Here is an 18,002-nt window from a genome sequence, read left to right as displayed (position 1 = left end):
CGCGTGAACAGCCTGCGACAAAAGTGTAGAATCGCAACAGAATGCACGCTTGAAAGGACCTTCAGATGCTGAGAGCCACCCTCCTCCTGACCGTTGTACTGAGCCTCGCCGCCTGCGAGACAACCAAAGGCATCGGTCGCGACGTCCAGAACGCCGGTGAAGCGCTCGACGAACAGTTCTGAAGCTGACGCGGTCCGCCCGGCTCAGCCGTTGCGTGCCGCACAGTTCCGGCACAAAGCGGTTTCCGGCAATACGTCAAGCCGGGCGTCAGAAATGGGTTCGGCGCAGTTGAGGCACAGACCGTAAGTGCCATCATTTACGCGTCCGAGTGCCGCGTCTATGCGTGTGACCTCATCGAGTTCTGCCTGGCCAAGTGCCTCAAGCACCTCGTCGCCCTGCCGTTCTGTTGCAAAATCCTCAAGGTCTCGTGTGGGTGTCTCGTCCAGGGCCTGCCCGACCTCTACCAGGTGCCCGACCAGCTCACGCCGGCGGGACAGCAGGATGGCTTTTTGTCTCTCCGTATCCATTGCGTGTCTCCTTGTTGGACGCTGCAAACCTGACACAGGCACCGGTGTCGTGCATTGATCTGGATCAGCAACGGGGAGGCTTGGAAAAGGCGAAAGGCGCCAGGGGATCGGACCGAAATCCAGACCCGTGCCCTGCGGCACAACCTGACGCCTTCTTGAACCTTATCATCCCCCCAGAGGGCGACAGCAGGCCCAGCTTGCGAAAAGCGTTACCGCCCGTCGCCGAAACCGCCTGCATTGCTGCTGACCGTTCCCCGCATCACCCCTCCCGGCGCTGCCTTCCAACCTAACCCCTTGCGGAGTAGCAGTTTTTCGACCTGCTCCGGCGCCTGCGGTCCGTTCGTCACAACCCTTTCGGGTTCACACGATGCGACCGGTTTCCAGTGTCCGTTCCTGCTGGGAGCTGCATCATTGATCCGTCTCTCAGCGCTTGCGGCCACCGGGGCCTCTGCGTCCGCCTCTTTGTTCCGAAGACCTCTGAAGCGGTGAGACACACGATGCGCGATAAAGGGGTGTTCACGCAACATAAAAATCAGGCTTTCGCGAAATTTCTTGTGGATAAGCTGTTGATTTATATGGGGTTTTATCATGTGGATAAGGTGGGGATAAGCCGGGAATTCCCTTTGTTCCGGCCCACTTGCCGCAGCGCGGAAAAGCTGTGGACAGGCGGTTGAAACGGGTGCTGTTTTTCTACCCCTGCGCGAAGTTCTGAGCGGCCAAACGGGGCCCGGGGCCCCGGGGAGAGACTGTGCCGCAGAGAGAATCAGGGCCCATTCGAGGGGGTCGGTGGGCTGTCGGTATCACGTCGGTTTAACGTCGGTATTACGTCGGTGCGCAGCGCGCGGTGCGGTGAGAGGGTGTTAAGGGGATTGGCACCGGTCCGCGCGCAGCCCCGGGGGAAGGGGGCTTTTGAAGCTGGCGGTGATGGTTTGTGAGCGCCGGTCGACTCCGCAAAGGCTGCGCCTTCGCTCTGTCTCCCCCGCAGGTGCTACGCACCCACGCGCCCGGACCGAGGGGGTGAGTGGCGTCCCGGAAACTGTCCGGGGGACAGTTTCAGCCGCGAACGGGCGGAGCCCCGGGGGATGCTTCCAAAATGCGGCATCTTTTGTGCGGAGTGCCGCGCCCGCCCCGTGGGGGTGGGTGAGGCCTGGTCCGGCGCAGCCGGATCAAATGATCCGGGGGATCATTTGAAAGGCCGAACGCACGATCCGCAAGGATCGGGCCGGACGGAAATCAAGCGAACACTTTGTATTTGAATCGCCAGCGCCCGGACCGAGGGGTGGGACGCGAAGCGCCCGCCCCGTGGGGTGGGTGAGGCCTGGTCCGGCGCAGCCGGATTAAATGATCCGGGGGATCATTTGAAAGGCCGAACGCACGATCCAAAAGGATCGGGCCGGACGGAAATCAAGCGGACACTTAGAATTTGAATCGCCAGCGCCCGGACCGAGGGGTGGGAAGCGAAGCGCTCGCCCCGTGGGGGCGGTTCGGGCGCTGCAAATCTGAAGGATTTGCATGGAGTAACTTTTTACAGGTGCAGGCATTCAATGCTTCTTACTTCGAGGACAAATACAGCTCAACACGCGCTTTCAATTGACACTTCCACACTACCTACTTTGCCCTTAGGGAAGTTCGCGAGCGTTGCCTCAATTATTGGTCTCGCAACGCCAGCAAATGAACTACACGATCCCCGGCTTACCGAGATTGCTTCAAATACTTTCGAATTGTTCCGCGCGTCAACGATATCCACTGCCATGCCACGGGTATAAATTACACTTGTTTTAGTTCCTGTTGAGTATCCCGTTACTCCATAGGTTGGAGTGTAAGTTGTATTTGCTGAATACGAGCTTCCATAAATTGATCCAGTGGTCTGGGAACCAGAATAGCCGGTAACTCCGTATTGAGGAATGGAATATGTCGATTGGACGGTTTCACCCTCGTCGACAGCAAAGCCCAAATAGGCGATAGAACTAGCTTCGCTTCTACGTTCAGCGATAGCGATACCTTTTTCTTCCAAAACGGACCTAAAAATTCCGGCATTTGTTAGCCATTGGAGCGAACTTGCATCTTCACGGTTGTATGGGGCTATAAATACCTTCCCGACTTGTTCTATCTCTGAAATTGTAGAGTATGCTTCCACGTCGGTACGGACAGTCGTGCAGCCAGCCAAAGCCACGGCAAATAAAACTGAAAACAGCGCTTTCATGCCGCAAGCTCCTATATCCAATAAAAAAATACGAATCTGACAAGAGCTGCGAATATGCATGACCCTTGGCGCAATGATCAAGTCAATACTTTCGCTAACGCGATCTGGAGCAGGCATTTCAACCTGGTGGTCAGCAGATTGGTAGCGCAAAGCTGAAGCAGTTTCCCCCAGCCCCGCAGGGGCAGCGCCCGACCGCCCCCCCGGGCGGGCGCTTATCAGCGCGACGCCCGCGGCCGGTCGCCGCCCCTGCTCGGTTTGCAGGTGGTTGAGCGGAGGAAAGTGTTGGGGTGCCGTGTGGCGCTTGATTGATCGGCGCCGGCAGGTGATTTTGACGGGTAACAGTGCGGGATTATTGCGCCGGGTGCGCTCCATATCCCCTGTGCGGGAACGCGCATTGCTGCGCAATACGCTGCCTCCCGCCGTCTTTCATCTCAGCCCTGATGGACGGCTGTCAGCCGTCCATTTTTAACGCGGAAATAAACGCTTCTTGCGGTATATCCACCTTCCCGAACTGGCGCATCTTCTTCTTGCCGGCCTTCTGCTTGTCCAGCAGTTTGCGTTTGCGCGTCGCATCGCCACCATAACACTTGGCGGTCACGTCCTTGCGCATGGCGGACAGGGTTTCGCGGGCGATGACCTTGCCGCCAATCGCGGCCTGGATCGGGATTTTGAACATGTGGCGGGGGATCAGGTCTTTGAGCTTTTCGACCATGGCGCGGCCCCGCTGTTCGGCGCGGTCGCGGTGGACCATGGTGGAGAGCGCGTCCACCGGCTCGTCATTGACCAGGATCGACATTTTCACCAGCTGGTCCTGGCGGTAGCCGATCATCTGATAGTCGAAGGAGGCGTAGCCTTTGGTCACGCTTTTCAGCCGGTCGTAGAAATCAAACACCACCTCGTTGAGCGGCAGGTCATAGACGACCATGGCGCGCGAGCCTGCATAGGTGAGGTCAAGCTGGATGCCGCGGCGGTCCTGGCAGAGTTTGAGCACGTCGCCGAGGTAGTCGTCGGGTACGAGGATGGTGGCCTTGATGCGCGGCTCCTCCAGGTGGTCGACGAGGGTGAGGTCGGGCATGTCGGCGGGGTTGTGCAGTTCCATCATCGTGCCATCCTTCATGTGGATGTGGTAGATGACGGAGGGCGCGGTGGTGATCAGTTCGATGTTGTATTCGCGTTCGATCCGGTCGCGGATCACCTCGAGGTGCAGCAGCCCCAGAAAGCCGCAGCGGAAGCCAAAGCCAAGGGCTGCGGAGGTTTCCATTTCATAAGAGAAAGAGGCGTCGTTGAGGGCCAGTTTCTCGATGGCGTCACGCAGGTCCTCGAATTCGGCGGAATCGACGGGAAAGAGGCCGCAGAAGACCACCGGCTGGGAAGGTTTGAAGCCCGGCAGCGCGTTTTCGGTGCCCTTTTTCTCGTGGGTGATGGTGTCGCCGACGCGGGTGTCGCGCACCTGTTTGATCGAGGCGGTCAGAAAGCCGATCTCTCCGGGGCCGAGCGCGTCGATTTCGGTCATAGCAGGGCGGAAGACACCGATGCGGTCCACGTGGTGGGTGGAGTTGTTGGAGAGCATGCGGATGCGCTCGCCCTTTTTCAGCTGGCCGTCCATGATGCGCACCAGGACGATGACGCCGAGGTAGCTGTCGTACCAGCTGTCCACCAGCATGGCTTTGAGCGGCGCGTCGGGGTTGCCGGTGGGGGCGGGCAGTTTCTGCACGATGGCTTCGAGCGTTTCCATGATGCCCTGGCCGGTTTTGGCAGAGACCCGGATGGCGTCGGTGGCGTCGATGCCAATGACGTCCTCGATCTGTTCGGCCACGCGGTCACAGTCAGAAGCGGGCAGGTCGATCTTGTTCAGGACGGGCACGATTTCGTGGTCGGCCTCGATGGCGTGATAGACATTGGCCAGGGTCTGCGCCTCGACGCCCTGCGTGCTGTCGACCACCAGAAGCGAGCCTTCGACCGCGCGCATGGAGCGGGAGACCTCGTAGGCAAAGTCGACATGTCCGGGCGTATCGATTAAATTCAGGACATAGTCTTCACCGTTTTGCGCGGTATAGTTGATCCGGACGGTCTGGGCCTTGATGGTGATGCCGCGCTCGCGTTCAATGTCCATACTGTCGAGCATCTGCTCTTTCATATCCCGGTCAGCCACCGTGTTGGTGGACTGAATGAGGCGGTCAGCGAGCGTGGATTTCCCATGATCGATGTGCGCGACGATAGAGAAATTGCGGATATGTGAAAGCGGTGTCATGGTGGGGATATGGAGCGGATTGCGGGGACGGTCAAGGTGAGTTGCGAGGTTGGCCGCGCAGGGGAAATCGGCGCGGTACTGTGGGGGAAATCGTGAGAACGGGTCTTTTTGCTGCTGCCTTCGGGCTGGCGGCGTTGCTGGTTGTTCTGCTGGCAGCACTTGCGGGGCAGAACAGTCTGGCCGCGGCCCTGGCAGGCAGCGGTGAAACAGCGCGCAAACTGGTGCTGCTGACAGGGGCGGTGTACCTGATTTCGGTTGTCGTCGCCGCCAGCGGCATCAACCACCAGACGCGCTCGGCTGAAATCCTGCACACCCTGCAGCTGAAGAGCTGCCGGGCGCATTACACCCGCGCGCTGGAGCACATGCTGACCCGCGCGCGCCGCTGGGTCCGGATCCCAAAGCCCGCCACGGACCGCACACCTGTGTCCGAACTGCTGCGCACGGCCTTTACCTTTCGCCTGCTGAACCGGGCGCTGCTCTTTGCGGTGATCTACCCGCTGACCAGTATGCTGATCTACTGGGGCACCAGCGGCCAGGATGGTGTGCTGGGCCAGACAATCCTGATCCCCGCGGCCGCGTCCTGGTGGCACGGGCTGCTGGCGCTGGCGGTGATCCTGCTGATCGCGGGCGGGCCCCAATACATCCGGATGGGCAACAGATACCTGACCGGGCGGCTGGAGCCGCTGGGCGATTACATGGACCTTGCCGCCTTTGCCCTGGGGGGCACCATCCTGATGGTGATGGATTTCCCCTGGTTCACCACCACCGCAATTCTGGCCATCGGCTTTGCCCTGCTTTGGACACTGGCAGGCCATTTCGCCGGGCTCTCCGCGATCGCCGTCTCGGCGGTGATCTCGCTGGCGCCGCCGCTGGGCTTTGGCCTGCAGTGGCTGCTGCCTGGTGCGGGTGCCTTTTTCCTGGCCGCCATTGCCGCCATGATCGCAGCACTGATCTATGTGATCACGATTGACGTTCTGCGCACAGGCAACCGGCCCGGAGTGGCCGCAGGCCTGGCCCTGGGCATCCCTGCTGCTGCGGTGGTGCTGATGCTGCTGCTGGCACCCTGGAACGCGGCGGGCGAATGGCTGCCTGTGCTGCGGGTGACACTGCTCTTTCTTGTGGTGGCCCCGCTGGTCAACGCGCTCTTTGACGTGGCCAGCTATGCCGTCACCCTGGCCCTGGCCGAACGGGGCCGGCAGGGCCAGCCGCTGATCTGGGGCGCGCTGGATGCGCTGGTGGCGGTGCTGCTTTTCCTGGCCACGGGCAGCACGCTGGTCTGCGTCAGCGCGCTGATGGAAGTGCTGTCGGGCATCCGCTTTGTCAACCTGGAGCGCCTGCTGGAATCGACCTGGAACCTGAGCAAATACTGGTGGCTCTACCTCATGCTTGCCTCCACCCTGCTGCCGACGGCGGTCCATATCGGGCTGGGCGCGCTGAGCCTGCAACCGCTGCTGCCCAAGGGTCTGCGCGACACGCTGTGCACCCGCATTACCGCTGCGCGCAGGGGCGATACCCGCGCCTCGGTCACTGCCCCGTTCCGGCTGGGGGCGGTCTGGACCGCCTGCCTGGTGCTGGTTTTTGGCGGGCTGGCCCTGCTCCTGCGGCTTCTGTGGGATCTGGGGCTCGCATGGGTCGTCGTCTGGTACCGCCAGTGGCTGGACGCGCTGGTTGTCTGGGCCGGGGTTGTCGGCGGATGACCGGATTTCCGGACTGCGATTCCGTTCGTGATTGGATAAAGCGACAGGATCACCGGGCGCAGACCTGGCTGGCCTGTCGCTGCGCGATGAGGGTTCTGCCCAGAGCGAACGACCGACCCGCTCTGTGACGCAGATCACAGTCCCGCCCGGGGAATCATCCTAAACTCCCGTCACAGTTGCAACCAACAGAGGGAGGAAACCATGCCACTTACCGGTTATCTGAAGATTGACGACATCCCCGGCGAGAGCCAGCGGGTGGATCACGAAGACGAGATCGACGTCTGGGGCGTCAGCTGGGGGATTGAACAGCAGTCATCCGCTGTCACCAGCAGGCTGCGCCGCCGCGGGCGGGCCGAAATTGACCCCGTGGTCGTGCACAAACAGATCGATGCCGCCACGCCCTATCTGGCGGATGCGGTCGAGCGCGGGCGCGTGTTCCGCGAGATGACGCTGGCGGTGCGCAAGGACAGTGGCGAGGCGCATCTGGATTATCTGGTGATCACCATGGAGAACGTTCTGATCACCAGCTTCAGCTTTGCCGAGGAAACGCGCGATGGTGGCTCCGTTGTGCCCGCCGAACGGGTCGCCCTGGAGGCCGATCGCATGACGGTGAAATACGTCCGTTTGAACGACGATCATTCGGCGCATTCCGAGCATGAGGTGGAAATCGGGCGCTGAGCCCCGGGCTGTCTCCGGTTTCTGACGGGAGGTCTGTGCGTCAGCGCGCGGGCCTCCTGGAAATGTGAGTTTGCGTTCACAGGGCACACGCGTAAGGTGTATTCAGACGCCGCACCGGCGCCGCTTCCCGAAAGGCCCTCCCATGACGACATCCCTTTTCCGCACAACAGCACTCCTGCCCGCAGGGCTTTGCGCGCTGGCGCTGCCCACACTGGCCACTGCCCAGTCCGCCGGACCGGAGGTGGACTTTTACGGACACCTCAACCTTGGTGTGATCAGCGTGGACAATGGCGCCACATCCAACACCAGCATTACAGACAACGACAACTCAAACAGCCGTATCGGCCTGATTTACAAGCAGGGCACCGGCAACGGCGGCGAGTTCCGGCTGCACTTTGAAACCGCCCTGGGGTTCACCGGGTCCAGCTCGATCAGCGACACCAACGACAGTTTTGACCAGGAATACCGGCGCACGGAGATCCGCAAGTTCGAGGCGATTTACCGGTCCCCCACCTGGGGCACACTGTCCTTTGGTCAGGGCAGCATCGCAACCGACGGGCTGGCAGAGGCGGACTTTTCCGGCACCTCGGTCATCGCCTATTCCAGCCTGCAGGACCAGGCGGGCAATCAGGAGTTCCAGCTGGCTTCGGGCGGCGGTTCAGGCACAACCGTCGGTGACGGGTTCAACGCCTTTGACGGCGGGCGGCGGTTCCGTATTCACTATGAAACGCCGCAGTACAATGGCTTCTGGCTGATTGTGTCCGCCGGTGAGGAAGTCCTGACCAGCGGCAACGACGATGAGTTCTATGACATCGGCCTGAAATACGACAAGGACTATGGCGCTTATCATGTGGCCGGGCGTGTCGGGTATTCGATCCGCGATTCCGACGAGGAACTGCTCCTGGGCTCCTTTGCTGTTCTGCACAAGGCGACGGGCCTGAACCTGGCGGTGGCCACAGGACGTCAGCAGGAAGGCGATGACAGCTATTACTACATCAAGGGCGGGATCAAACGGGACTGGATCGCCGCGGGCGAGACACGGATCACGCTGGACTATTATTCGGGCGAGGATTTTGCCGTTACCGGGTCCGAATCCGAATCTGTGGGTCTGGCGGTCGTCCAGAAGATCGACAGCATCAATACCGAGGTCTACGCCAGCTACCGGACCTTCAGCCTGGATGGCACCGGCGCCGACCTGCTGGACCAGGATGTGTTCTTTGTAGGCGCGCGCTGGCGGTTCTGATTTCGGAGCGGTCCGCGCAAGATTGCAGAGCGCGGACCGTTGCGCCATAGTCACGGGGTCTTTTAACGAATCCGCGGAGCGCTGTTATGGCCCGATTTCCTGCCCTGCTGGGCCTTATGGTGCTGACCGCCGCGTGCAGCGGTGCCAATGAACCACCGGCCACCAGCCCGTTCCTGCCTGCCTCGCTTGAGGCCAGCACAGCACCACAGTTTGCCAGCGGCAAAATCAGCAATGCCTGTATGGCGCACCGCCGCAAGGCCGCGAGCCAGGCGCGGTGCGGATGCATTCAGGCAGTGGCCAACCGGACCCTGACCATCTCAGAACAGGCGCGTGGCGTGCGCTTTTTCGAAGAGCCCGACCTGGCCCAGGCGATCCGCACGTCGGATGCATCGGGCAACGAACAGTTCTGGGCAACCTGGAGCCGGTTCGCTGATCTGGCGGCGCGGACCTGCGAAGGGACCTGACGCCGGATGCAGGCTGCGTGTCCGGAGCGCATGATCAGACGCCTGCCAGCAGTCTGAGGGCCCTCCGCCACCCGCGTGGCGAAGGGTCTGTTCAGTCACAGGGCCTTGCGAAAGGTCACCTTGTCATCCCCCGCTGCCCAGAAATCGCGGATGCGGGCCGCCTCTTTATAGCCCTGGCGGGCATAGAACTGCCGGGCGCGCGCAAAAGCTGCGGTGCCTGAGGTATCGACGATCAGCAACCGCTGGTTGCCTGCGCGCAGATGCTGCTCTGCCGCCGCGACCAGAGCGGACCCCAGGCCTCTGCACTGCAGATCAGGGCGGACCGCCAGGGCCAGCATGTTCCATGTCCCGTCCGCGAATGCCTCGGGCACGGTATAGCTCAGGCCCACGGGAGCCCCGCCCAGATGACAGGTCAGCCAGAGGGCGGGGCTTTGCCCGGTAAGGGCCGGTGCGGCCATGTCCGGCAGCATATCGCCCGGGAAAAGCCCGGTCTGATCCAGCACGGCCTGCAGCGCCGGAATGTCGCCCCGGGTCGTTGGTTTTACAATTGGTTCTTTCATATGTCTGCTCCTCAGCGGTTGTCCTGCTGTGCGTTGACCGAACTGATCCCGAGCCGCGTGGCACGGTAGGGGCGTCCGCCTGTTGATTTGATGAACCGCCGTTTTTTCAGACGATCAAAAAGCCGCAGATCACAGTCGGTCAGAACATGGCCGTCCCGTGTGATGCAGCGGATGTCACGGATTTTGCCGTTCGGCAGGCGCTCAAAATGGATGGCTCCGCCCTGCGCCAGAACGTGCAAAACACGCTGTTCGTGTTTTGAGATATTCACTGGAGTGTCTCTTGAGTTGATGTCAGCCGACAAGGCTTCCGGCATCACGCGCGGAAGACCTGTGTTTCAGTGCGGCTCACCTGAGTGAACCTCAGCCGTTGGCTGCATTCTCAGACATTAAAACTCCATCGCCCCGCCTGTGCGGAACGTGGCCACCGGATAGCCCGTCTGCCGGATTTTTTCAAGATCGGGCCACGCGGCGCGCAGCCGATGTGGCACCGGCACCACGGTACGCCCCGGGGTCAGAGCGCGCGGATCCAGAATTGCAGGGGTTTTTCGGTCTCGGAGGCTTCGCCGATGTCTTTCCAGGCGAAACGCGCGGTGACACCGGCAAGCGGGCTGTAGCCGCGTGCCTGCCAGAAGCCGTCGAGGCTGCGGTAGCCTGCCGGGCGGGCCGGATGCGTGTCCGGGCGCACAACGGCGCAAAAGCAGCTGTGGGCAAAGCCCAGATCGCGTGCCCGGGCCTCGCGCAGGTCAAAAAACCGATGCCCGGCCCCCTGCCCGCGATACGCCGGCAACAGCACGCTTTCCGCGCAGTACCACAGACGGGACAGATCATAGCCCGTGCCCGCAAAGGCGGCACTGAAATCATCCGAATGCGCGCTCAGCGGCAGCGCCGTGGCCGCGCCCACAAGCCGATCTGCATCAAAGGCACCGATCACCGTGGCGGCATCGCTTTTCAGATAGGGGGCCAGGTACTGCCGTTCATAGGCCGGATCGCCATCATAGAGATAGGGCCAGTCGCGAAAGACGGCGATACGCAGCGCCGCAACATCCTCCAGCGCGGCGGCAAGCGCCGGTCCGGAGAGCTGCCGGAATGCCAGTGGCAAGGCGCGCCTCAGGAGACCTGCCGGATCCAGTCCGACAGGTTGTATCTGGTGGTGACCCGCGAAATCAGACCGTCCGTGATATCAAAGAACGATCCTGCGGGCAGTTTGTATGTCTGGCCCGTGGCCTCTGGCAGGCCCTCATCCGTGTGCACGTAGGTGCCGTTGACGGTGTATTCCGCCGCCGCGCGTTTGCCGTCAGGTGTCGAAAACACAACCACATCTGTGAGGTTCTCCCTGTAGCAGCGCGCCATATGCCCGCAAAACTCTGCAAAGGCCGCCCGTCCGTGGCGCACCGTGCCCTCGTTGACGTGATGGGCGACATCCTCGCTCACGCATTCCAGCATGCCGGGCAGATCGCCGGTGTTGAAGGCCTCGAAATACCGTTTCACGACATCAGTCATAGGATCCTCATATCATTTCAGTGGGTGGGCCGAACCGGCCGATCAGCCGGTCGCGGATCTGGTCGCGCGCCTGGCGGTAGCTGACAAGTTTGGCCTCGCGTGTCTCGCCGAGGCCCGTGGGGTCCAGGATGGGCCAGTATTCCACCTCGAGGCTGTAATAGCGCGTCAGTTCAAGCGCGCGGCGCTGGCTGGCAGGGCTGAGGGCGATGACCAGATCGAAAGAGCCCAGATCGTCGCCCCAGTTTTCCATTTCGTCAAAGCTGCGCGAGCGGTGCCGCGACAGTTCCACATCCATTTCCTGGCAGACCGCGATGGAAAAGCCGTCGATCTCCATGTCGTTGGTCACCCCGGCGGACTGCACATAGGTGCCGGTGCCATAGAGCTTTTTCATGATGCCTTCGGCCATGGGCGAGCGCACAGCGTTGTGATCGCAACAGAACAGAACCGATTGTGGCATCGTTTCCGTCATTCAGCCTCCGAAATGCAGCACGCAGATCAGCGTAAAGAGACGGCGGGCGGTGTCGGTATCCACCTCTGCCTTGCCCTCCAGGCGTTCCTGCAGCACGCGGCTGCCTTCGTTGTGAATGCCGCGGCGGGCCATGTCGATGGTCTCGATCTGGCTGGGCGGCAGTTTTTTCACGGCCTCGAAATAGCTTTCGCAGATCTGGAAATAATCTTTGACCACCTGCCGGAACGGGCCCAGCGACAGGTGGAATTCTGCCGCCTTTTCCGCGTTTTCGGTATTCACGTCAAAGACCAGCCGCTTGTCGCGGATCGCCAGACCCACACGGTAGGGGCCATCGGGAACGGCGCGCCCGTCGCGCTGTGGCAGCACAAAGGTGTTGTCCTCCAGCAGATCGAACATCGCGACCTTGCGCTCCTGCTCGATTTCCGGTGTGGGCGGCGGCAGGCCGGAATCGTCAAGGTCAATCTGGGATATACGGGACATGGGTCAGAACTCTTCGGGCAACAGGAAACCGCCACTGGATAGCGCGCGCCCTGCCCCGGGGCAAGCGCTCCCCGCCTGCTCAGTCGTTTAGTTTGCGCAGCCGTGCCGTGACCGACAGACCATGGGCCTCCAGGCTTTCGGTGGTGGCGAGCGTTTCAGCGGCCGGACCAATGGCGCGCAGTGCAGCCGGTGTCATCTGCGCAAGGGTCGTGCGTTTCATGAAGTCGAGCACCGACAGGCCTGAGGAGAAACGCGCGGACCGTGCTGTGGGCAGCACGTGATTGGGCCCGCCCACATAGTCGCCGATCGCCTCGGGCGTCCACTGGCCCAGGAATATCGCGCCCGCATGGGTGATCTTTTCCGAGAGCGCCTGCGGATCGGCCACGCAAAGCTCCAGGTGTTCCGGGGCAATCCGGTCCGACAGGGCGGCGGCGGCGTCCAGGTCGGGCACGGTGATGATGGCCCCGAAATCGCGCCAGGAGGCCCCCGCGATGGCCCGCCGCTCCAGTGTTTCGAGCCGTTTGTCCACAGCGGCGGCGACCGCCTGCCCGAAGTGCGCATCGGTGGTGATCAGAATGGACTGCGCGCTTTCGTCGTGTTCGGCCTGGCTGAGCAGGTCGAGGGCGATCCAGTCGGGGTCATTGTCCGCATCTGCGATGACGAGGATCTCGGACGGGCCCGCGATCATGTCGATGCCGACCTTGCCAAAGACGCGGCGTTTGGCGGCGGCCACAAAGGCGTTGCCGGGGCCTGTGATCTTGTCCACCGGTGCGATTGTGTCGGTGCCATATGCCAGCGCCGCAATGGCCTGGGCGCCACCGATTCGGTAGACCTCATCCACCCCGGCAAGCTCTGCTGCAGCCAGGACCAGCGGGTTGAGCACCCCATCCGGCGCGGGCACCACCATCGCCAGGCGCGGCACACCCGCCACCCGCGCCGGGATGGCGTTCATCAGAACCGATGACGGATAGGAGGCTAGACCGCCGGGCACATAGAGACCGGCGGCACTGACCGGCGTCCAGCGCCAGCCCAGCGTGGCCCCGGTGCCATCCTGCCACGAGGCGTCCTGAGGCAGCTGGCGTTCGTGATAGGCACGGATGCGCTCCGCCGCCAGGGCCAGAGCTGCGCGCTCGGCCCCGGGCACCGAGGCGGTGGCTGCCGCGATCTCTTCTGCGCTGATGCGCAGGCTGTCTGCTGTCAGGGTCAGCCGGTCGAACCTTGCGGTCAGCTCCAGCAGGGCGGCATCGCCGCGGGCGCGCACATCGGCGATGATCCCCGCGACGGTATCGTCCACGTCCGGGCTGTCCTCGCGCTTGGCAGAGAGCAGTTTTGCAAAGGCTGTTCCGAAACCGGGATCGTCTGCGTTCAGAAAAACGGGCATGTTTGACCTTTTTGTTCAGCGCCGCAGGATTTCATGCCTCCGGCGGGGATATTTCCAGCCAGAAGAAGCGGGGTTATTCCGGGTGGCCGGGCCGCGCGCGGGAAGGGGCCTGGTACGGGCGGGTGACGTCTTTGAGGGAGACTTCCAGGGCTTCGACGCGCAGCCGGATGGCACCGTCTCCGGCCAGCGTGAGCAGCACATGGCCTGCAGGCGCGTCAGTCTGCTCGAAAGTGACCGAAAGCAGCGACAGGATGGTGTCGGCGTCACGCCGGTCGATGCCGCTGGTGGAGACACCCTGCACGGTGTCGATGGCCAGCACCGTCCGGACCCGCTCGGGTGCGACGCTGTGGGCGGCCCCCTCTTCCCAGCGGAACCGGTTGAGCAGCAGACCAAAGCGGTTGCGGCGGCGGTCCCATGTCATTTCGGTTGCGGGAAACACCGCGTCCTGGCAGAGCGAGGAGATCACCTGCAGATCATCCGCGTCCAGCGCCCCGAGGTTCAGCGGTGCCTCGCGTCCGTCCTCAAACCGTGCATCTGTCATGTGTCGCTGATCCGTTCAATGCTGGCGCCCACGCCGGAGAGTTTGCTGACCACATGTTCATAGCCGCGGTCAAGGTGATAGACGCGGGAGACCCGGGTTTCGCCTTCGGCCGCCAGACCTGCGAGAATGAGCGAGACGGAGGCGCGCAGATCGGTGGCCATCACCGGTGCGCCCTTGAGCCTGCTCACGCCCGTTACGGTTGCCGTGCCGCCCTGGACATCGATCTCTGCCCCCATGCGCATCAGCTCCGGGGCATGCATGAACCGGTTCTCAAAGATTTTTTCCTCCAGCACCGATGTGCCCTCGGCCGTGCAGAGCAGGGCCATCATCTGGGCCTGCAGATCGGTCGGAAATCCGGGAAAGGGCTCGGTCGTGACATTCACGGCCTGAATGACGTCGCTGCGGCGCGTTACCGTCAGGCCACTGGCTGTCTCGGACACGCTGATGCCTGCCGCATCCAGCTTCTCGCAAAAGGCCTCGACCAGTTCGATCCGCCCCCCCAGCAATTCGACCTCGCCGCCGCAGATGGCCGGTGCCAGCATATAGGTGCCCAGTTCAATCCGGTCGGTCACGACGGTATGGGTGGCCCCGCCCAGACGGTCGACGCCGTCAATGGTGATCTCAGAGGTGCCCTCGCCGCTGATCTGCGCGCCCATCGCCCGCAAACAGCGCGCAAGATCGACGATCTCCGGCTCGCGGGCTGCATTGCTGATGACGGTTGTGCCTTTGGCCAGCGTTGCGGCCATCAGGGCGTTTTCGGTGGCGCCTACGGAGGCAAAATCAAAGTCGATTGTCCCGCCGCGCAGCCCGCCGGGGGCTGCCGCATGCACATAGCCGTCTTTGAGTTCCAGCTCGGCCCCCATGGCCTCCAGCGCTTTGAGGTGCAGATCCACGGGGCGCGCGCCGATGGCACAGCCCCCCGGCAGAGATACGACCGCCTCGCCATAGCGCGCCAGCAGCGGGCCCAGCACCAGGATCGAGGCCCGCATTTTGCGCACGATGTCATAGTCCGCCGTCCTGCTGGTGATGTCATGGCTGGACAGTGCGAGCACCTGTCCGCCCTGCAGCGAGGTCACCTCTGCCCCCAGCGAGCGCAGCAGCTCAGACATGGTCCGGATGTCCGACAGGCGCGGCGCATTGATCAGGGTCAGCGGCTCGTCTGACAAAAGCGTCGCCGGCATCAGGGTAAGACAGGCGTTTTTCGCCCCGGCAATCGGGATCTGCCCGCTGAGAGGGCCATTGCCCGTGACCAGAATTGAATCCATCGGTTTACGCGTCCTTTTTCTGCCCGGTGGGTGCCGGTGTGCCTGCCTCGTTCCCCTGTCCGTCCGCGCGCGCCCGGCTTTGTGCCTTGCGCCGGGCCAGATTCGCTTTGAGCGCCGCTTTAAGCCGGTCTTCGCGCGACTGGGCGGTTTTTACCGCGCCTTTTGATGGGGATTTATCTGCCATGCCGCCTGTCTACAGCAGGGCTCCGGAAGGGTCCAGATTAGGCTTGCACCAATGACCGATTGCGTCTAATCACGCGCCACACCGGCGCTGCTGTAGCTCAGAGGTAGAGCACTCCCTTGGTAAGGGAGAGGTCGAGAGTTCAATTCTCTCCAGCAGCACCATTTCCCAATATAGACATGTCTTGACCTCCTAACATATTGAATGGCATGGAGAATTTGGTGTTCAAAAAGCCATTTTCACGGCAGTACAGAGCTGGCTCTGCAAACACCAGACGCAGCACTATCTTCTGCAAGTTAAACCGCTTAGAATTCCATACTTTACAAGGGCTTGATAGAAATCGCATGGAGAGTTCAAACAACTCACTATAGCTGTAGCCTGTCTTGCCCGGATTCTTCAGTTTTTCACGCAGTGCGAGCTTGTCGTTTTCGAGTTTTTCGATCTTTTTCTCGTAAGCCGCCAGCACAACGGGACTCGATGCGTTCACAGCCATATCGACCAAATTCGCGATCTCTTTGTCGGCTTTCTTGATACGAGTATTCACATCGGCTGTGAGCGCTTGCGATTGCTCATTCAGCATGTCCCAACAGTGCTTGAACATCGCTTGCGCCATTGCGAATGCGCCATGCGATGGCTGAACACTTGCGAGTAGTTTTTCAAAGTCTGCCTCAATCTGATCCTTACGAATAGACTTGCCAAATAGGTCGCACTCCTTGTTTCGGCAGCGATAATAAGGGAAGCTCTTGTACTTCCCTCTCGACCAGCCCGCAGTCAGAGGCTTCTCGCAACAGGCACATGATACAGCGCCGCGCAGAGGGAAGTCGCGATTGATGTCTTTGCGCGCAGACGCATAGACGGGCGTGTTAAGGCGATTTTGAATCTTTTGGTGAGTTTCTAGTGTGATTATGCCGACGTGGTTGCCTGGGCGGGGAGATATCCCCCATTTTGGGGCTTCGACAAATCCCGCATAGACAACCTTGCTCAACAACCGAACGATAGTCTGTGGACGGATACCGCCATTAGGCATGTCTTTTGGGTATGCAGGTTGGCTTTCCAAAAAGCGACGAACTTCGGTTTGTGATGCAAACCGCCCAAAAGCATATCCTTCGAGTGCCTCGCGGACGATTGGGGCCAGAACTTCGTCCAAGACAAGCTCTTTCCCACCCCGACTGGATTTGACGTACTTGTAGCCTAGGGGCGCGCGAAACACCCAAAATCCCTGCTCAATGCGAGCAATGCTCTTTTGACGGTTTTGACGCCCCATTTGGAGGCGTTCAAGCTCGCCCGCTGCAGCGGAAATAATCTCGTTGAATTTTCCTTCCGGCGTATCTTCAAAGTTGTAGTTCAAGCACTCACGCGTGGCATTTCTTTCGGCCATCAAGCGCCGCAGTTTCAGATGGAACTCAACGTCGCGCGAATAGCGCTTAAGATCATCGAATATCACAACAAATTTTTCATGCGGGCGCGCATCCAGGTAGTCAAGTAGCGCCACCATACCTGGACGGTTCATGAAATCTCCGCCCCCCGATACATCATCAGGAAAAACAGCTTCTACGCTGTAAGATTTGGCCTCGGCGTATTGCCTGCAGCGGTGTTCTTGACTGTCGAGGCCGCTTCCTTCCACCTTCTGTTTCTTGCTGGATACTCGGCAGTAAATTATTGCCTTCTTTTGTTTTGTTTGATCGAAATTATGGTTCATATATTTTTCCTTTGCCCGCCCTATAAAGTGAGCGCACACTGGTGTTTTCTTGGGCTTGAGCGCAATTTTAGCTTAACATTTTTCGGGTTCTTTTGCCGTTTGCCGCCTCCTTAAAATCACGCTTTCCACAGATTTTCTCGACGATTTGGATTGGGTGAGATTGGAAGCCAAGCGAAGCAACAGCAAAGACGATATTCCAAACGGTCTGAACAAACTCACGTTTTTCTGCCTCAGACGCATCGAGGCCGTCCAGAAAGTGAGCAAAGCGCTCATAGTCCGCTTCGATCAGCGATCTTTCAGTCAAACGATCCGTGTCGATTTCATCAAAACTCAACCCGTCGCGCTTCTTTTCCTTCAGGTTGGCTATGATTGTGTCGTTGTTGGGAGCGTCTGTCATGATCGCTATACCTCCTTATTTAGCCGCTTGAATATCTCCTTCTCTGATTGCTCATATCGGAACAAAAGAAGAACATTCTACTTAAATTTGTTTCCCGTCAAGAAGAATCTTTGAACGACTACGGAGTGCGAGAGTGTTCATGCCCCGGAGTCGGTTGAGCTTCTTGCTTTTGACGCTGAATGTATTTTTCTCGTTCTTTTTGGCGCATCAGCTGAATACTCTCATATGCACGTTCGTCGAGCTTCGCCGCCTTTAAAAGGTCGCGTTCAGGTATGGAGTGAGTCTTCCTCCATTTGCCCTCCTTGTCCTGATACGACCGTGTTCGTTCCGTATTAAATACAGGACCGTTTTCGGTCTCATGCCGCCAAATTGCGGTTTCAAGAACGCCATCTCGATGGGACTTGACTGGACGTTTATTTTGGCTGTGCTTCTTCTGTTCTGACATGGAACATCCCCTTTTTTTGAA

At 60.5% G+C, this 18,002-nt stretch carries 21 protein-coding genes and 1 tRNA gene; 6 read left to right on the top strand and 16 right to left on the bottom strand.

Features of this window, described 5'->3' with window-relative positions; genetic code table 11:
• Positions 1-65: 65 nt before the first annotated feature.
• Entirely contained in the window at positions 66-182 is a 117-nt protein-coding gene (locus Q1A34_RS17460) for an entericidin A/B family lipoprotein (RefSeq protein WP_300037280.1), read from the top strand.
• Between the two features lie 21 nt (positions 183-203).
• Here Q1A34_RS17460 and Q1A34_RS17455 read toward each other — a convergent pair whose 3' ends face one another.
• The 3 genes from Q1A34_RS17455 to lepA form a co-directional block, all read right to left on the bottom strand.
• The gene (locus Q1A34_RS17455; protein ID WP_300037277.1) at positions 204-527 is read right to left on the bottom strand and encodes a TraR/DksA family transcriptional regulator; all 324 of its coding nucleotides are present in this window, start codon (positions 525-527) and stop codon (positions 204-206) included.
• A 1,573-nt stretch (positions 528-2,100) separates the two neighbouring features.
• A complete protein-coding gene (locus Q1A34_RS17450) occupies positions 2,101-2,847 on the bottom strand; it encodes a hypothetical protein (RefSeq protein WP_300037274.1) in 747 nt (248 codons plus the stop codon).
• A gap of 334 nt (positions 2,848-3,181) precedes the next feature.
• On the bottom strand, positions 3,182-4,981 hold the full coding sequence (gene lepA, locus Q1A34_RS17445) for a translation elongation factor 4 (RefSeq protein WP_300037271.1): 1,800 nt from the start codon (positions 4,979-4,981) through the stop codon (positions 3,182-3,184).
• A 92-nt stretch (positions 4,982-5,073) separates the two neighbouring features.
• Between lepA and Q1A34_RS17440 the strand changes: the two genes are divergently transcribed.
• From Q1A34_RS17440 to Q1A34_RS17425, 4 genes are all read left to right on the top strand, one after another.
• The gene (locus Q1A34_RS17440; RefSeq protein WP_300037268.1) at positions 5,074-6,678 is read left to right on the top strand and encodes a hypothetical protein; all 1,605 of its coding nucleotides are present in this window, start codon (positions 5,074-5,076) and stop codon (positions 6,676-6,678) included.
• Between the two features lie 201 nt (positions 6,679-6,879).
• On the top strand, positions 6,880-7,356 hold the full coding sequence (locus tag Q1A34_RS17435; RefSeq protein ID WP_300037265.1) for a type VI secretion system tube protein Hcp: 477 nt from the start codon (positions 6,880-6,882) through the stop codon (positions 7,354-7,356).
• A 142-nt stretch (positions 7,357-7,498) separates the two neighbouring features.
• Positions 7,499-8,599, top strand: coding sequence for a porin (locus tag Q1A34_RS17430; protein ID WP_300037262.1), 1,101 nt, complete (start codon positions 7,499-7,501; stop codon positions 8,597-8,599).
• An 86-nt stretch (positions 8,600-8,685) separates the two neighbouring features.
• Positions 8,686-9,063: a hypothetical protein gene (locus Q1A34_RS17425; RefSeq protein ID WP_300037259.1), complete on the top strand. Its 378-nt coding sequence runs from the start codon at positions 8,686-8,688 to the stop codon at positions 9,061-9,063.
• A gap of 95 nt (positions 9,064-9,158) precedes the next feature.
• On the opposite strand, the gene Q1A34_RS17420 is transcribed toward Q1A34_RS17425, so the two are convergent.
• From Q1A34_RS17420 to Q1A34_RS17375, 10 genes are all read right to left on the bottom strand, one after another.
• Positions 9,159-9,623: a GNAT family N-acetyltransferase gene (locus Q1A34_RS17420; protein ID WP_300037256.1), complete on the bottom strand. Its 465-nt coding sequence runs from the start codon at positions 9,621-9,623 to the stop codon at positions 9,159-9,161.
• An 11-nt stretch (positions 9,624-9,634) separates the two neighbouring features.
• Positions 9,635-9,892, bottom strand: a complete 258-nt coding sequence (locus Q1A34_RS17415; RefSeq protein WP_300037254.1) for a YjhX family toxin — start codon at positions 9,890-9,892, stop codon at positions 9,635-9,637.
• A gap of 242 nt (positions 9,893-10,134) precedes the next feature.
• On the bottom strand, positions 10,135-10,722 hold the full coding sequence (locus Q1A34_RS17410; protein ID WP_300037251.1) for a GNAT family N-acetyltransferase: 588 nt from the start codon (positions 10,720-10,722) through the stop codon (positions 10,135-10,137).
• A gap of 8 nt (positions 10,723-10,730) precedes the next feature.
• Positions 10,731-11,123: a ketosteroid isomerase-related protein gene (locus Q1A34_RS17405; RefSeq protein WP_300037248.1), complete on the bottom strand. Its 393-nt coding sequence runs from the start codon at positions 11,121-11,123 to the stop codon at positions 10,731-10,733.
• 7 nt (positions 11,124-11,130) lie between these two features.
• On the bottom strand, positions 11,131-11,592 hold the full coding sequence (locus tag Q1A34_RS17400; RefSeq protein ID WP_300037245.1) for a low molecular weight phosphatase family protein: 462 nt from the start codon (positions 11,590-11,592) through the stop codon (positions 11,131-11,133).
• Positions 11,593-12,072, bottom strand: a complete 480-nt coding sequence (locus Q1A34_RS17395; RefSeq protein ID WP_300037242.1) for a UPF0262 family protein — start codon at positions 12,070-12,072, stop codon at positions 11,593-11,595. It abuts the gene before it with no gap.
• A 79-nt stretch (positions 12,073-12,151) separates the two neighbouring features.
• Complete coding sequence (hisD, locus tag Q1A34_RS17390; RefSeq protein WP_300037239.1) at positions 12,152-13,453, bottom strand: histidinol dehydrogenase; 1,302 nt, start codon at positions 13,451-13,453, stop codon at positions 12,152-12,154.
• 73 nt (positions 13,454-13,526) lie between these two features.
• Complete coding sequence (locus tag Q1A34_RS17385; RefSeq protein ID WP_300037236.1) at positions 13,527-13,994, bottom strand: DUF2948 family protein; 468 nt, start codon at positions 13,992-13,994, stop codon at positions 13,527-13,529.
• On the bottom strand, positions 13,991-15,259 hold the full coding sequence (gene murA / locus Q1A34_RS17380) for a UDP-N-acetylglucosamine 1-carboxyvinyltransferase (protein ID WP_300037232.1): 1,269 nt from the start codon (positions 15,257-15,259) through the stop codon (positions 13,991-13,993). The genes Q1A34_RS17385 and murA overlap by 4 nt, the downstream gene beginning before the upstream one ends.
• A 4-nt stretch (positions 15,260-15,263) precedes the next feature.
• Positions 15,264-15,443, bottom strand: a complete 180-nt coding sequence (locus tag Q1A34_RS17375; RefSeq protein ID WP_300037229.1) for a hypothetical protein — start codon at positions 15,441-15,443, stop codon at positions 15,264-15,266.
• 86 nt (positions 15,444-15,529) lie between these two features.
• Here Q1A34_RS17375 and Q1A34_RS17370 point away from each other — a divergent pair.
• Positions 15,530-15,604, top strand: a tRNA-Thr gene (locus tag Q1A34_RS17370).
• Here the strand turns inward: Q1A34_RS17370 and Q1A34_RS17365 are convergent.
• The 3 genes from Q1A34_RS17365 to Q1A34_RS17355 form a co-directional block, all read right to left on the bottom strand.
• Positions 15,583-17,139 carry a recombinase family protein gene (locus tag Q1A34_RS17365; protein ID WP_300037226.1) on the bottom strand — a complete coding sequence of 519 codons (1,557 nt, stop codon included), beginning with the start codon at positions 17,137-17,139 and terminating at the stop codon, positions 15,583-15,585. The genes Q1A34_RS17370 and Q1A34_RS17365 overlap by 22 nt on opposite strands.
• 67 nt (positions 17,140-17,206) lie before the next feature.
• The gene (locus Q1A34_RS17360; RefSeq protein WP_300037223.1) at positions 17,207-17,536 is read right to left on the bottom strand and encodes a hypothetical protein; all 330 of its coding nucleotides are present in this window, start codon (positions 17,534-17,536) and stop codon (positions 17,207-17,209) included.
• Between the two features lie 118 nt (positions 17,537-17,654).
• Positions 17,655-17,981: a hypothetical protein gene (locus Q1A34_RS17355; protein WP_300037220.1), complete on the bottom strand. Its 327-nt coding sequence runs from the start codon at positions 17,979-17,981 to the stop codon at positions 17,655-17,657.
• Positions 17,982-18,002 lie beyond the last annotated feature (21 nt).

Origin of the sequence: uncultured Roseobacter sp. (assembly GCF_947491795.1) — a bacterium.
Classification (GTDB): domain Bacteria; phylum Pseudomonadota; class Alphaproteobacteria; order Rhodobacterales; family Rhodobacteraceae; genus Roseobacter.
The sequence above is the reverse complement of the archived record's forward strand: the minus strand, read 5'-3'. Positions and strand labels throughout refer to the sequence as shown.

Coding starts and splice junctions, on each gene's coding strand:
- murA (WP_300037232.1), bottom strand. CDS start 15,259: ATGGATTCAATTCTGGTCACGGGCAATGGCCCTCTCAGCGGGCAGATC.
- Q1A34_RS17360 (WP_300037223.1), bottom strand. CDS start 17,536: ATGACAGACGCTCCCAACAACGACACAATCATAGCCAACCTGAAGGAA.
- lepA (WP_300037271.1), bottom strand. CDS start 4,981: ATGACACCGCTTTCACATATCCGCAATTTCTCTATCGTCGCGCACATC.
- Q1A34_RS17450 (WP_300037274.1), bottom strand. CDS start 2,847: ATGCCTGCTCCAGATCGCGTTAGCGAAAGTATTGACTTGATCATTGCG.
- Q1A34_RS17375 (WP_300037229.1), bottom strand. CDS start 15,443: ATGGCAGATAAATCCCCATCAAAAGGCGCGGTAAAAACCGCCCAGTCG.
- Q1A34_RS17460 (WP_300037280.1), top strand. CDS start 66: ATGCTGAGAGCCACCCTCCTCCTGACCGTTGTACTGAGCCTCGCCGCC.
- Q1A34_RS17435 (WP_300037265.1), top strand. CDS start 6,880: ATGCCACTTACCGGTTATCTGAAGATTGACGACATCCCCGGCGAGAGC.
- Q1A34_RS17405 (WP_300037248.1), bottom strand. CDS start 11,123: ATGACTGATGTCGTGAAACGGTATTTCGAGGCCTTCAACACCGGCGAT.
- Q1A34_RS17395 (WP_300037242.1), bottom strand. CDS start 12,072: ATGTCCCGTATATCCCAGATTGACCTTGACGATTCCGGCCTGCCGCCG.
- Q1A34_RS17365 (WP_300037226.1), bottom strand. CDS start 17,139: ATGAACCATAATTTCGATCAAACAAAACAAAAGAAGGCAATAATTTAC.
- Q1A34_RS17385 (WP_300037236.1), bottom strand. CDS start 13,994: ATGACAGATGCACGGTTTGAGGACGGACGCGAGGCACCGCTGAACCTC.
- Q1A34_RS17420 (WP_300037256.1), bottom strand. CDS start 9,623: ATGAAAGAACCAATTGTAAAACCAACGACCCGGGGCGACATTCCGGCG.
- Q1A34_RS17455 (WP_300037277.1), bottom strand. CDS start 527: ATGGATACGGAGAGACAAAAAGCCATCCTGCTGTCCCGCCGGCGTGAG.
- Q1A34_RS17430 (WP_300037262.1), top strand. CDS start 7,499: ATGACGACATCCCTTTTCCGCACAACAGCACTCCTGCCCGCAGGGCTT.
- hisD (WP_300037239.1), bottom strand. CDS start 13,453: ATGCCCGTTTTTCTGAACGCAGACGATCCCGGTTTCGGAACAGCCTTT.
- Q1A34_RS17400 (WP_300037245.1), bottom strand. CDS start 11,592: ATGACGGAAACGATGCCACAATCGGTTCTGTTCTGTTGCGATCACAAC.
- Q1A34_RS17425 (WP_300037259.1), top strand. CDS start 8,686: ATGGCCCGATTTCCTGCCCTGCTGGGCCTTATGGTGCTGACCGCCGCG.
- Q1A34_RS17355 (WP_300037220.1), bottom strand. CDS start 17,981: ATGTCAGAACAGAAGAAGCACAGCCAAAATAAACGTCCAGTCAAGTCC.